The organism is Kitasatospora sp. NPDC094028, assembly GCF_049543595.1.
Taxonomy (GTDB): Bacteria; Actinomycetota; Actinomycetes; order Streptomycetales; family Streptomycetaceae; genus Kitasatospora.
In genome coordinates this window covers 529,581-542,216 of record NZ_JBMVFA010000003.1, presented here as the reverse complement: position 1 = coordinate 542,216, position 12,636 = coordinate 529,581, and the positions used below count along the sequence as shown (strand labels likewise).

The 12,636-nt window shown below is 74.0% G+C and carries 8 protein-coding genes and 1 pseudogene; 6 read left to right on the top strand and 3 right to left on the bottom strand.

What is annotated here, in order from left to right:
- Positions 1-20 precede the first annotated feature (20 nt).
- Positions 21-959 (bottom strand): 3-hydroxyacyl-CoA dehydrogenase NAD-binding domain-containing protein, encoded by a 939-nt coding sequence (locus ACPC54_RS07960; RefSeq protein WP_498962391.1) that lies wholly within the window; start codon positions 957-959, stop codon positions 21-23.
- A gap of 440 nt (positions 960-1,399) precedes the next feature.
- Between ACPC54_RS07960 and ACPC54_RS07955 the strand changes: the two genes are divergently transcribed.
- Entirely contained in the window at positions 1,400-2,716 is a 1,317-nt protein-coding gene (locus tag ACPC54_RS07955; protein ID WP_498962389.1) for a hypothetical protein, read from the top strand.
- Positions 2,717-3,011: 295 nt separating this feature from the next.
- On the opposite strand, the gene ACPC54_RS07950 is transcribed toward ACPC54_RS07955, so the two are convergent.
- On the bottom strand, positions 3,012-3,407 hold the full coding sequence (locus ACPC54_RS07950) for a zinc-binding dehydrogenase (RefSeq protein ID WP_498962387.1): 396 nt from the start codon (positions 3,405-3,407) through the stop codon (positions 3,012-3,014).
- Positions 3,408-3,625: 218 nt separating this feature from the next.
- On the opposite strand from ACPC54_RS07950, the gene ACPC54_RS07945 reads away from it, so the two are divergent.
- The gene (locus tag ACPC54_RS07945) at positions 3,626-6,481 is read left to right on the top strand and encodes an ATP-binding protein (protein WP_498962385.1); all 2,856 of its coding nucleotides are present in this window, start codon (positions 3,626-3,628) and stop codon (positions 6,479-6,481) included.
- On the opposite strand, the gene ACPC54_RS07940 is transcribed toward ACPC54_RS07945, so the two are convergent.
- Complete coding sequence (locus tag ACPC54_RS07940) at positions 6,482-9,250, bottom strand: ATP-binding protein (protein WP_498962383.1); 2,769 nt, start codon at positions 9,248-9,250, stop codon at positions 6,482-6,484.
- Positions 9,251-9,461: 211 nt separating this feature from the next.
- Here ACPC54_RS07940 and ACPC54_RS07935 point away from each other — a divergent pair, with 211 nt between their 5' ends.
- The 4 genes and pseudogenes from ACPC54_RS07935 to ACPC54_RS07920 form a co-directional block, all read left to right on the top strand.
- Positions 9,462-9,950, top strand: coding sequence for a sigma factor-like helix-turn-helix DNA-binding protein (locus ACPC54_RS07935; protein ID WP_498962381.1), 489 nt, complete (start codon positions 9,462-9,464; stop codon positions 9,948-9,950).
- Entirely contained in the window at positions 9,947-10,675 is a 729-nt protein-coding gene (locus ACPC54_RS07930) for an anti-sigma factor family protein (protein ID WP_498962379.1), read from the top strand. Before ACPC54_RS07935 ends, ACPC54_RS07930 begins: the two co-directional genes overlap by 4 nt.
- Before the next feature lie 400 nt (positions 10,676-11,075).
- Entirely contained in the window at positions 11,076-11,654 is a 579-nt protein-coding gene (locus ACPC54_RS07925) for a sigma-70 family RNA polymerase sigma factor (protein ID WP_498962377.1), read from the top strand.
- A gap of 515 nt (positions 11,655-12,169) precedes the next feature.
- Positions 12,170-12,571: pseudogene (locus ACPC54_RS07920) on the top strand (ATP-binding protein); the annotation flags it as partial.
- Positions 12,572-12,636 lie beyond the last annotated feature (65 nt).

The following is a 12,636-nucleotide window of genomic DNA, read 5'->3' as shown; positions in this document are numbered from 1 at the left end:
CGTGGTCGAGTTCGGGTCGCTCAGCCGGCGTTGTGCAGGGTGGCCATCAGGGCCAGCTGGTCGCGGTCTCGGACCGTGCTCAGCTGGTCGTGGGTCCGGTCGCCGTAGGCCTCGCGCACCTGGGCGTTCAGGGTGGCGATGGTGGTCTCGTCGAAGGACGGCCTGCCGAGCAGCTGCCACAGCATCTCCATGCCCGGGCCGAGGTGCTTCAGGAAGTGCCCCAGGCCGCCGGGGCCGCCGCCGAGGTTGAAGGTGAGGAACGGGCCACCGGCCGCCCAGCGCGGGCCGATCGAGCTGGTGACGATGGTGTCCAGGTCCTTGAGGCTGACGACCCCGGTGGTGACCAGGTGGACGGCCTCGCGGAACAGCGCGGACTGCAGGCGGTTGGCGACGAAGCCTGGAATCTCCCGGCGCAGGATCAGCGGCTGCTTGCCGACCTGGCGGTAGAACGCCGCGGCGTCCTCCAGGGTGCCGGCCTCGGTCCGCTCGCCGGGCACGATCTCGACCAGCGGGATCAGGTGCGGCGGGTTGAACGGGTGGCCGACCGCGACTCGGCCGGGGTCGGCCATCCGCGCGGTGAAGTCGGTGGCGCGGATGCCGGAGGTGGAGGAGAGCAGGAGGGTGCCGGGGCGGGTGGCCGTCCCCAGCCGGGCGAACAGCTCCTGCTTGAGGTTCAGGTCGTCCGGGCCGCTCTCCTGGACCACGTCGGCGTCGGCGACGGCCTTCTCCAACTCCGGCTCGACGACGAGTCGCGCGGTGAGGTCCTCGGTCGGCAGGCCGAGCGCGGCCAGCGTCGGGGTGAATGCGGCGAGTTGGGCGGTGACGTACTCCGCCAGGTCCGGGCGCGGGTCGCTGACCGTGACGTGCAGGCCGTGGGCGAGGAAGAGGGCGGCCCAGGAGGTGCCGATGGTGCCGGCGCCGACGACGGCGACGCGGGAGTAGGTTTCCGAGGTGCTCATGAGACTGCCTTTCGCGGCGGGGAAGGAGAGTGCGGGCAGGGAAGCCGTCGGCCCGCTTCACGGGTGATCGCGGTGCCCGGTTCAGTCGCGTTCGGACCGGGTTTCGCCGCTGTCGAGGGAAGCACCGCCCCGAGCAGCCCTGGAGAGGAGGTCGAGGGCGGGTGGCTTCCGTGAGCGGGGTGTGAGGCGGGTCACGTGCGTTGATCGGGGCGGGGTTGAGGAGTTCACCGGCGCGGTCCGTCAAGGGGGTCGGACGGCTGACGGAGAAACGGGCAGCCGGTGGAACCATCTGGGGAATCGACATGATCCGAGCACGCACCGCGATACTCTCGGCCGCCCTGGCCACGGGGCTGGCGGCATTGACGGGTTGCTCTCCGAGCGGCACGGAGGCGGAGCCCAAGCCCTCCGAGAGCACGACGGCGTCTTCGCCCGTCAGTTATGTGCCCGGCACGGCACAGGAGAACAACGCGCCTGCCGACACCGGGGACTTCGCCGCCGGTGGGACGAACACGCAGGCCGCGATGAAGTGGGTGCAGCTCAGCGTGGGCGCGGCTGGTCCGCTCAATCCGGTCGTCCGCAACGCCGCCGGGTTCACGCTGTACCGGTTCGACAAGGACACGGCGAAGCCGTCGAAGTCCACCTGCAATGACGCCTGTGCCACGACGTGGCCGCCGGTCCTGGTCCAGCCCGGCTCGCGGATCTTCCTGGACGGCGTGGCGCAGGCCGACGTGGGTGTCGTCAAGCGCGACGACGGAACGCTCCAGGCGACCATCGGCGGCTGGCCGGTCTACCGGTTCAGCAAGGACACCGCCCCGGGTCAGGACAACGGCCAAGGCGTGGGCGGCACTTGGTTCGCCGTGACACCGGAGGGCGGCAAGGCCGGCCAGTCCCAGCAGGGTACGGACGCCGGTACCGGCCTGGACTACAAGAACGGCACCGCGAAGGAGAACAACGCGCCGCCGAACACCGGCGACCAGTACTCGGGGCCGCGCAACAGCCCGGAGGCGATGAGGTGGGTGCAACTGACGGCGGGTTCGGCCGGCGGCCTGACCCCGATCGTGCACGACGGCGCTGGGTTCACGCTGTACCGGTTCGACAAGGACACGGCGAAGCCGTCGAAGTCCACCTGCAATGACGCCTGTGCCACGACGTGGCCGCCGGTCCTGGTCCAGCCCGGCTCGCGGATCTTCGTCGCCGGCGTGCCGACCTCGGAGATCGGCATCGTGACCCGGGCAGACGGCACGCGTCAGGTGACCATCGGTGGCTGGCCGGTGTACCGCTTCAGCAAGGACACCGCCCCGGGGCAGACGAACGGGGAGGGGGTCGGCGGCACCTGGTTCGCGGTGTCGCCGCACGGCGGGAAGGTGCTGCGCCCGGCCGCCGGGAGTGGTGCACCCACCGCGTCCGCCGCGCCGACGGCCACCGCCACCGCGCCGAGCGCACCCGCTTCGCCGAGCGCGTCCGTCGCCGCGCCGGGCACAACCGGGACCCCGGTGGCCCTCGGCAGCGGGGTGGCCACGATCGACACCGGCGTCAAGTTCAGCGAGCCGAACGGTTCGGAGGCCGTCAGCGGTCCCGGCTGCAAGAACGTCCAGAAGGGGAGCCAGGCCGCCTCGCTGGATCTCAGCGGCGGGCCGGTCAAGATCTGGACGGGCCCCGACTGCACCGGCACCTCGGCGGTGGTGACCGCCAGCATCCCGGATCTCAGTGTGATCGGCTTCGACATGAAGATCGCCTCCATCCGCTTCGGGGACTGAGCGGTCCCGAGCACCGGGGCCCCGGCGGGCCGATCGAGCGGGACTCCGGCAACGGGCCTTGTGGCCCGGCCGGGGTCCCGCTCGGCTTTCCGGGGACCGATCGCCGGGCGGTACTGATCCCGGCAGGCAGAAGGTCGGCGAGGTCCGATCTCCGCCGTGAGCGCACCGAAGCCCGTCGGTTCTCCCCGAGAACCGACGGGCGTTCCGCCCGGGCACGGGCCGAGCGGCAGTGGGCGAACGCGGACGACCGCCCGGCGTGGTGCCGGGCGGTCGGTGCAGGGGAGTCGTGGGCCGGTCAGGAGACGCGGATGACGATCTTCCCCTTGGCGCGCTTCGAGGCGCTGTGGCGCAGGGCGTCGGCGGTCTCGTCGAGGCTGTACGCACGGTCGATGAAGGGCCGGACCGTGCCGGCGTCGACGAGGCGCGCGAGCGTCTCCAACTGCTCGCCGCTGGGGTGCATGAAGAACGGCTCGACCCGGATGCCGTGGCGCTCGGCCGCCTCCTGGGCCGCGGGGACCCACACGGTGGAGACCAGGACGCCGCCCGGCTTCAGCACGCCGTAGGAACGGAGTTCCGGGAACTGGCCGTCGCGCCACTTGTGTTCGGACCCCGCCGCCTGCTGTGTACTGCACCGCCCGGAGGCGGCCGTCCGGGCCGAGTCCACCGTTTCCTGACGGGTTCCGGTCGGCACGATTGGACAGATGAATCACGACCGAGCCGGACCTCGCCTCGCGTGCCCAGCTCGCGGTCTGGGTCGTCCGCCGGGACGGCTGACCACGTAGTCCGGTGGGTACGTGTCCGGGATGTGGGCGGGTCGTCCTCCAGCGGAGAATGAGGTCCGGGAAACCGGATCGCACCTGACGACCGATGGCGCGCCGGACCGACCACCGTACCGCTGAGGAGTTCCGCTTGGATGCCGTCTTCACCGCCTCGGGGCGCCGGCCGGGCAGCACCGCCGACGTCGCCGCCCTGTTCGGTCGTGAGCACGAGAAGGCCGGCCTGCGGGACCGGCTGACCAGGGCCCGGAACGGTGCCGGCGGAGGAGTGCTCGTGACCGGCGAGGCCGGCGCGGGCGTGACCGGTCTGGTGGAGCACTGCCTGGCCGAGCCGGTCCGGGCCGGCCTGCAGGTCTGGCGCGGCGAGGCGGACGAGCTCGGTCGGCGGCTGCCGCTGCTGCCTTTCCTGGAGTGCCGTACGTCGAGCGGCCAGGCGCTCTACCGCTCCAGCCCGGACCTGGCCGAGCTGGCCCGCAGCGCGGGCGGCGCGATGTCGGTGGCCGCGACCAGCGGGCTGCTGCTGGAAGCGGTCGAGGAGCAGTGCGCCCAAGGGCCGCTGGTCCTGGTGATCGACCACGCGCAGTGGCTGGACGACGCCTCGGTCGCGCTCTGGCGCCGGCTGGCCCGGGCGGCCGTGGACCTGCCGCTGCTACTGCTGGCGTGCGTGCGGTACGGGCAGTGGTCCCGGCCGGTGGAGTCCCTGGTGGTGGCGGGCCGGCTGGACGACGACGTGATCGAACTCGGCCCGCTCGCGCCGGACGCCACCCTGGCGCTGGCCCGTCACCGGCTGGGTGCCCCGTCCGGCGAGAGCCTCGTACGGCTGCTGTCGCAGGTCGGCGGCAACCCCCGCTATCTGCTGGAACTCCTCGACGTGCTGGACCGGCAGGGCCTGCTGCGCCGCACCGACACCGCGGTCGAGGTCGCCGAGGGCGCGGCCGAGCCGGCCTTCACCGAGCTGGCCGAACTTCGGCTCGCGGAGCTGTCGCCGGGCGCCGCGCAGGCCGTCCGGGAGGCGGCGCTGCTCGGGCAGCGTTTCCGGGTCCCGGACCTCGCAACCGTCACCGGGCAGCCTGCCACCGCCCTGCTGGCCGGTGTACGGGAGGCCGTCTCGACCGGGCTGCTGGCGGAGACCGAGACCGGCCTGAGCTTCTGTCACCCGGTGCTCTGGCGCGGCATCCGGGAAAGCGTCCCGGCGGTGCTTCGCTGGTCGATGCACGCCGACGCGGCGCACCGGCTGGCGGAGTCCGGCGCCGACGCCGTCCAGGTCGCCGAACACCTGGAGCAGGCCGGGCCGGTGCTGAGCCGGTGGGCCGTCGGCTGGGTCCGGCAGCAGGCGCCCGCGCTGGTCGAGCAGGCGCCGCAGCTCGCCGTACCGGTGCTTCGCGCGGCGGCCGGCGGGGAGAAGCTCGACGGCCGGGACAAGGCGTTGCAGGCCGCGCTGGCCCGGGCCATGCTGCGCACCCGGCGCTACACCCAGGCGCTGGAGCTGGCCCGGAACATCCTCGCCTCGACCGACGACCCGGTGCTGACCTCCGAGCTGGCCTGGGACCTCGCCCGCAGCCTCCACCTGGTCGGCGGCCACACCGAGGCGGGCCGCCTGTGCGAGGAGCAGCTCGCCAGGGAGGGCGTTCCGCTCGCACTGCGTGCCCGACTCGGGGCCTGCCTGGTCTACGCGCTGGTGGTGCTCGGTGAGCCCGTCCGGGCCCGGCTCGCCACGATCGAAGCCGCTGCCGAGGCTGCGGCGCGCGACTCCGGCGACCAGTGGGCGCTGGCCGGGCTGGCGCTGTGCCGGGCCGTCGCGGCCCGGGCGGGCGGTGCGGCCGAGCGTGCCCTGGCGCTGCTGGACGAGGCTGGTGACCTACTGGGTGGCATCGGGGACGGCCGGCCCGAGCTGCACGCGGTGGTGCTCTCCGAACTGGCCGACCTGCTGGGCGAGCTGGACCGGCGGCCCGACTCGGACGCAGCCCAGGCTCGCGCCAGGGCCGCGGCGGCCCGCTCACGCACCCATGACGGGCGGTGGACGGCGGTGGCAGGCTTCGCCCTCCACCTGCGCAACGGCGACTGGTCCCTCGGCGGGGACGAGCTCGCCGAGCTGTGCCGCCCGGACGAGCCGCAGCCGATGCTCAGCGCGCACTGCGCCTTTGCCGTCCAGCAGGCCGTCTGCGCCGAGCCGGAGGCCGCGTCCGAGCAGCTGCGCCGGGCCCAGCAGCTCGCCGGCGGCCGGGCCGTGGGCCGGGCCTCGACGCTGCTCCGGGTGGCCGAGGCGATGGCGGCCGAGCGCACGGGCGAACCCGACCGGGCACTGCGGGCGCTGGAGGGTGAGCTGACCGCAGGGCGCGTCCAGGGGGCGGCGTACCGGCTGATCTGGTGCCCCCGGGCGGTACGGCTCGCGCTCGGCTGCGGCCATCGCGAACTCGCCGAGCGGTTCGTCGAGTTCGCCCGGCAGGCGGCGTCCGTACAGCCGGTGCCGCACCGGGCCCGGGTGCTGGCCTGGTGCGAGGCACTGCTCGCGGCGGACGCGACCGGGCTGGGCGCCGTCGCGAAGTACTTCCGGTCGGTGGAGCGGCGCACCCAACTGGCCTGGGTGCTGGAGGATCTGGCGGCGACCAAGGCGGCCGCCGGACGGATGGCCGAGGCGCGGCCGGTCCTGGCCGAGGCACTGGAGCTGTACCGGGGGATGGGCGCCCTGGCCGAGGCCCGGCGGACGGAGCAGCGGCTGCGCGCGGCGGGCGTCGACGCGGTCGTCCGGCGCCGTGCCGGCCGCCGGCGGGCCGCGAGCGGTTGGGAGGCGCTGACGCCCGCCGAGCTGACGGTGGCCCGGCTGGTCGGCCAGGGGCTGTCCAACCCGGAGGCCGCGGCCCGGCTGGGCGTCTCCGTCCGGACGGTGCAGACCCACGTGTCCAGCATCCTGGCGAAGCTCGGCGCCACCTCCCGGGTTGCCATCGCTCAGGAACTCGCCCGCCGGTCCGAGGACCCGGGCGTCGGCTGACTACCGGGCGTCGGCCGGGACGTGCAACGGGATCTCCACCCGCGAGCGCAGCTGGAGCTTGGCGAGGATCCGAGAGACGTGGGTCTGGACGGTCCGGCGCGGCAGGTTGAGCTCCGCCGCGATCTCCGGGTTCGACCTGGCCTGCGCGGCCAGCCGGGCGATCCGCTGCTCGGTGGCGGTCAGGGACTCCCAGCCGCGGTCGGGCTGCTGCGCCGGGGCGTCCGCGCCGCCCGGGATGCCGAGCCGGTGGCAGGCGGCGACCGCCTGGGCCGTGGTGGCCTCGGCCGCCTGGTGGTCGCCGGCGGCCGTGAACGCGCGCGCCGCGTCGTGCAGGGTCTGGGCGTGTTCCAACGGCCTTTCGGTGCGTTGGTAGTACGCCGCCACGTCGAGCAGGGCGGCCGCGTCGTCGGCGAGCATGGCCGCGCAGTGTGCGGCGGCCTGCTGCCAGTGCGTGACCGCGCGGGGCTCCGCCTGGGCCCGGCACAGCCGGGCGGCGTCGGCGGCGGTGGCCCGGTCTCCGGCGGCCAGCGCGAACCGCACCAGGTGGGGCAGCAGCTGGAAGCGCAGCCGCTGGCGGTGCATCAGCTCGGGGTGGTGAAACTCCAGCAGGGCGGCCACCGCGCGGCCGGGCTCCCCGGCCCGGTCCGCCGCCACCGCCCGCGCCAGCCTCGTCCACTGCCCGAAGTCGAGCAGGTACCCCTCCTCCTGCGGCATGTCCGCGCACTTGTCGAGGTGCCGGCGCAGCGCCGCCTCGTCGCGGCGGTGGGCCGCGACCACGGCCAGCATCCCGTGCAGCGTGTAGAGCTGCCAGTTCTCGGCCGGGCTCTGCTCGGTCAGGTGCTCGGTGTCCGCCTGGAGTTCGTCCCAGCGGCCTTGGTGGTACCGGAGTTCGGCCAGGACCATGGTGGTGACGAACGGTGCGACGCCGCCGTTGGCGCCGATCAGGCGGTGCATCGAGTCGACGGTGTCGGCGAGATCGGCGGTGCGGTCGAGCCAGTGGAGCACACCGAGCCGGCCGCCCAGCACGATGGTCAGCATGAACCGCTGCGACGGGTCACGGCGCAGCGCGTCGACGGCTTCGTCGTACCGGCGCAGCGCCAGGTGCGGGTCGGCCGATGCCGCGAACTGTGCGCTGTACCAGCCGCCGAGGCCGACGGCGAACCAGGCCTCGCAGGACCGGCCCAGCGAGATCGCCAGCTCGGCGTGGCGCTCCGCCGCCTCCTGGTGGCCCACGTTGTCCTCGGTCGTGCTGCGGACGGCGTGGAGCGCCGCGCGCCACTTCGGCGGGAGGTCGCTGCGGGCGAAGAGCCGGTCGGTGAGGTCGTTCGCCTCGGCGAACCGCGCCCCGCGCTGAAGGCAGACCGCGAGCTGGTAGCCGGCCTGGCCGATCATCTCGGGGTCGGTACCGGAGTCCAGCAGCCGCCGGCAGTGCGCCTCCACCTCGTTGTGCCGCTGGAGCCGTTGCAGCGCCGTGAGGACGGCCAGCTGCACGGTGCCGCCGGGTGCCGCCGGATCGACCAGCGGGGACAGCAGCTCGACGGCGACCGCGGGGGTGCGGTTGACCAGCGCCTCGGTGTGCTCGTGCAGCCAGCCGTTGGCCCAACTACCCTGCGGGGCGAAGGAGTCCGACCCGGCGGCGGCCTTGGTCAGCTGTTGCAGCACGCGGTCGAGCGGGGCGCCGGCCGCCTCCAGCCGCTCGGCCGCCCGGGTGTGCAGGGTAGCCCGCAGCGGGAGCGGGATCTCCTCGTACAGCTGCTCCTGGAGCAGCGGGTTGCGGAACGCGGTCACCGTGCCGTGCTGGGCGAGCAGGCCGACGGCCTGCGTCTCGGCGAACAGCGGGGCCAGCTCGCGGGCCGAGCCGTCCAGCACGGCCAGCGCCTGATCGGTGCCGAACTCCGGGCCGAGCACGCTGAGGGTCTGCAGGAACTCGCGCTGCTCCGGGCTGAGATGGCTGATCCGGTTGCGGACCGCGCCGGCCAGGGTGGCGCCGGCCAACTCCTCGGCGAGGTCGAGGGCCTGGCCGTCCACGGCCGGCTGGAGCAGACCCTCCCGCCCGACGTGGGCGAGGAACTCGACCGCGCACAACGGGCTGCCGCCCGTGCTGAGCAGCAGCTGGGAGAGCCTCGGGCCGGGGACGGCACCCAGCCGGTGGGCGGCGAGTGCGGCCAGGGCGGCCGGGTCGAGCGGGCCCAGACGCAGCGTCGGGCTCTGGCGCCTGGCGTGGCTGCGGCGCAGCACGTCCACGGCGGGGGAGCCGCCCAGGGCGCGCACCGCGCCGATCAGCAGCAGGGGCAGCTCGTCGGCACAGCGCGCGAGCCGCTGCCACCAGACGGCGGTGGTGTCGTCGGCCCACTGGAGGTCGTCGACCGTGAGCACCACCGGCCCGGCGGCGCAGGCGGTCTCCACCAGGTCGAGCAGCCGCTCGATCAGCGCGGGGACGGCGTCCTGGTTCGCTCCCGCGCCCAGGCGCAGCAACTGGCGGATCTCCGCACGGGCGTCGTCCTCGCTGCGGCGGTGTACGCCCAGCGCGTCGAGTACCGGCAGCAGCGGGAACTCGCTGGCGGCCTCGTCGCAGCAGCCGCGCAGCACCGTGCAGCCGGCCGCCAGCGCCTGCGCTTCCAGCGCCCCCACCAGCGAGGTCTTGCCGCTCCCGGGCTCGCCCTCGACCAGCACGGCCGCGCCGTAGCCCCGGCGGGCCTCGGACAGCAGGTCCGCCAGGCGGACCAACTCCGCGTCACGGCCGAACAGCGGCTCGTCGGTTGCCGTCATCGTCCTCTGCCCGCCGCCCGTCATCTGCCCGTTTCGCCCCCGCTGACCAGGAAAGGAGCCGATCAGCCGATCGCTCCCGATTCCGGTCAGGAGGCTACCCGATGGCGGGTCCGGACTCTCGGGCTGTGGTGTGGATCACGCTGAACCTGTGGGTCGCTCCGTCCGTGGAGTGGGGGAGCCGAGGCGGGGAGATCGTGGGTTGACGAAGCGTGTGCAGGAGCGGCTGGCGCGTGAGCTGTACGCGCGGCACGCAGCCGGGGTGTATCCGCATGCCCTCACCCTCACGGACGGCGACCGGACGCGGGCTCATGCCTTTCTCCGCACCGCTCTGCTGAACGCCGTCCGCCGGCCAGCCGGTCCGGTCGGTGCCGACCTGGCGGGTTGGCTGGCCGACGAGATGCGCCGGCTGTCCGTCAGGCGCCCGCGCTTCGGCCTATGGCGTCGGTGGCGTGCCGTCGCGGCCGCACCGGCGCCCAGCCGGCCGCCGGCCCGGCCCGGCAACGACCTGCCGATCGCCGATACGCTGGCCGAACTGCCGCCCGAGCACCGGGCGGCGCTGGTCGAGACGTTCCTGAAGGGCCGGACGGTCCAGCAGGCGGCCGAGGTCCTCGGTCTTCCGCCCGAGGCTGTGAAGTCCCGTCTCTACTACGGCCTGCACCGCCTGGCCCTCGCCATCGAAGAACAGGAATCGGCCTGGTGAACCGCAGCCCCGACTGTGCCGACCTCGGCGCCTACGTGCTCGGCGGACTGGACGGCCCGGAGTCCGACCGGTTCGAGGAGCACCTGCTCGAATGCGACCAGTGCCTGAGCGAGATCGGCTCCTTCCAGTCGGTCCGCGAGCTGCTGCTCCCGCTCGTGGGGGAGCCGCCGGAGGCGTATGACGTCCGGTCCACCGCCGGGCCGGACGACGAACTGCTGGACCAGCTGCTTCGGGACGTGGCCCGGGACCGGCACCGCCGCACCTGGCGGACGGCGGCGGCGCTGACCGCTGCCGCCGCGCTGCTGGTGGCCGCGCCCTTCGTCTCGCTGCGCCTGGGCTCCGGCCGGGCGGTGGCGAGCAGGCCCGCCGGCCCCACGCCGAGCCCGGCCGCCATGCTGATGATGACCGGTGAGCAGCACGGCGCCACCGACCCGGCGACCGGCGTGGCCGGGGTGGTCGGGCTGGAGGACAAGGCCTGGGGCACGCATGTCGCGCTCCAGCTCGGTGGTGTCGACGGGCCGCTGGTCTGCTCGCTGGTGGCGGTCTCCAAGAGCGGGCAACGGGAGTCGGTGACCAGTTGGTCAGTGCCGGCCGCCGGGTACGGCATGCCCCGGCACCCGGATCCGCTGCTGGTGCACGGCGGCACCTCGCTGTCCCGGCAGCAGCTCGACCACTTCGAGGTGCGCACCGCGGACGGGCGGGAGCTGGTTTCGGTACCCGTCTGATCACCTCCGACCTCGCGGAAGGGGACGGCCCGTACATGCTGACCGGGCCGTTTCCGTCTTTCTCGGCCCGCCGTTCGGCGCAGTGCGGCCGTCCGCCCGTCCGCGCTGTCACGAACACCCGCCAACTGGCGAGAACCAGCAGGTCAGCGGCGTGGCGGTGGACCGGTGGCGGGTCGGAGACGGTCACCGCCCGACCGTTCGACCGGTGAATTCGACCGTTCGTCGCACCTTCCGGCGCCGGCGGTGCGGCGTCGGCACGACGAATGGCCCGGTTGCCGGCGGGCAGTGCCGGATCCGCGCAGGCCCGGAGCCACTTGGCGGATGTCCGTGACCTGGCCGGCCGAGAGGCTCGGATCACCTCGTCAGAGCAGCGACGCCTTCACCCGACCAGAGGACCCTCATGACCGAGCACGCCCAGGACTTCGTCACCCAGACCCCATCCGCCCCCGCCGACCGGCCGCGGATGGCCGACGCAGAGTTCCGGAGCCTGCTCACCACACACCGCCGGGCCGTGCACGGCTATCTCGCCAAGCGCACCCTTGGCGACGCCCAGCTCGCGGAGGATCTCACCCAGGAGACCTTCGTGCGTGCCTGGCACCACCCGGAGATCCTCTCCGCCCAGCAGGGCACGCCGCTGCGCTGGCTCTACCGCGTCGCCCGCAACCTGCTGATCGACCATCTGCGGGCGCGCGGCAGCCGGCCCACCGAGGTGGGCTCACCCGACCTCACGGTCTTCGCCGAGGAGCCCGCGCTCGGCAACGAGATCGACCGGCTGCTCAACAACTGGTCGGTGCGCCAGGCACTGTCCTCGCTGACCGAGGCGCACCGGGCGGTGCTCACCGAGATCTACTTCAACCACCGCTCGCTCTCCGAGACCGCCGAACTGCTCGGCGTGCCCGAAGGAACCGTCAAGTCCCGCTGCTTCTACGCCATCCGTGCGCTGCGCCTGGCGCTGCGCGAGCACGGCCTGGTGCCCTGACGCCTGACCGCGGTCGCGACTTCGGAGCAGGAATTTCCGAGCCGGATTGAATCCCGGAGCCATCCCGGCCGGCCACGCCGCGAGGTGGTCACCGGCGAGCCGCGCACCCGGCCGACGCGTCCGGCGCCCCCGTCCCGCCCGCGCCGCTCGATCCCGGGGCTGCCGCGCTGATCCGCCGCCAGCTGTCCGTGGCGCTGCGCGCCGCAGGAACGCTGGTGCTGCTGATCGGCACGCTGCCGCTGGTCATGGCCTTCGTGCCCGGCGCGGCGACGGCCCGGATCGGCGGTCTCGGTCTGGCCTGGCTGCTGCTCTTCGTCGCGGCTCCGCTGCGCCGCTCGGGGGCGTACACCGTGCCGGACTTCGCCGAGGCCCGGCTGGAGTCCCTGGCCGTGCGCCGGACTGCCGGCGCGCTGGTGGCCGGCATCGGCTGGCTCTATCTGCTGCCCCAGCTCCAGGGCGCCGGGCTGACCCTGCAGACCGTCACCGGCGCGCCGCGCTGGGTCGGCGGCGTGGTGGTCGCCCTGCGGGTGGCACCCGAGGTGCTGTCGGTCGCGCTGCCGTTCCTCTGCCTCCAGCCGCTGGTGGAGAACGCGGTCAAGCACGGCATCGAAGGACGCCCGGAACGCGGCCGGATCACCATCGGGGCCGACGACGCGGGCGCGGAGGCGCGGGTGGTGATCGAGGACGACGGCGTGGGCATGGACCCGGACCGGCTGCGGGCGATCCTGCGCGGCGAGGGCGGGCCGTCCCACGGCATCGGCCTGGGCAACGTGGACGAGCGCCTGCGCCATGTCTACGGGGACGAATACGGCCTGGTGATCGAGACCGGGGTGGAGGCCGGCATGAAGATCACCGTGCGGATCCCCAAGTACCGGCCGGGTGTGCGGATTTCGCCACCATCCGCCCCACGCGCCTGAGCTCGTCCGGGCGTTCTCCGCCCGGTTCGAGGGGCGACGCCGAACGGCGCCACCCCTTTCGGCTG

Bases quoted from the DNA above. Each gene is read 5' to 3' on its own strand.
- ACPC54_RS07960 (WP_498962391.1), bottom strand. From the start codon at position 959: ATGAGCACCTCGGAAACCTACTCCCGCGTCGCCGTCGTCGGCGCCGGC.
- ACPC54_RS07940 (WP_498962383.1), bottom strand. From the start codon at position 9,250: ATGACGGCAACCGACGAGCCGCTGTTCGGCCGTGACGCGGAGTTGGTC.
- ACPC54_RS07925 (WP_498962377.1), top strand. From the start codon at position 11,076: ATGACCGAGCACGCCCAGGACTTCGTCACCCAGACCCCATCCGCCCCC.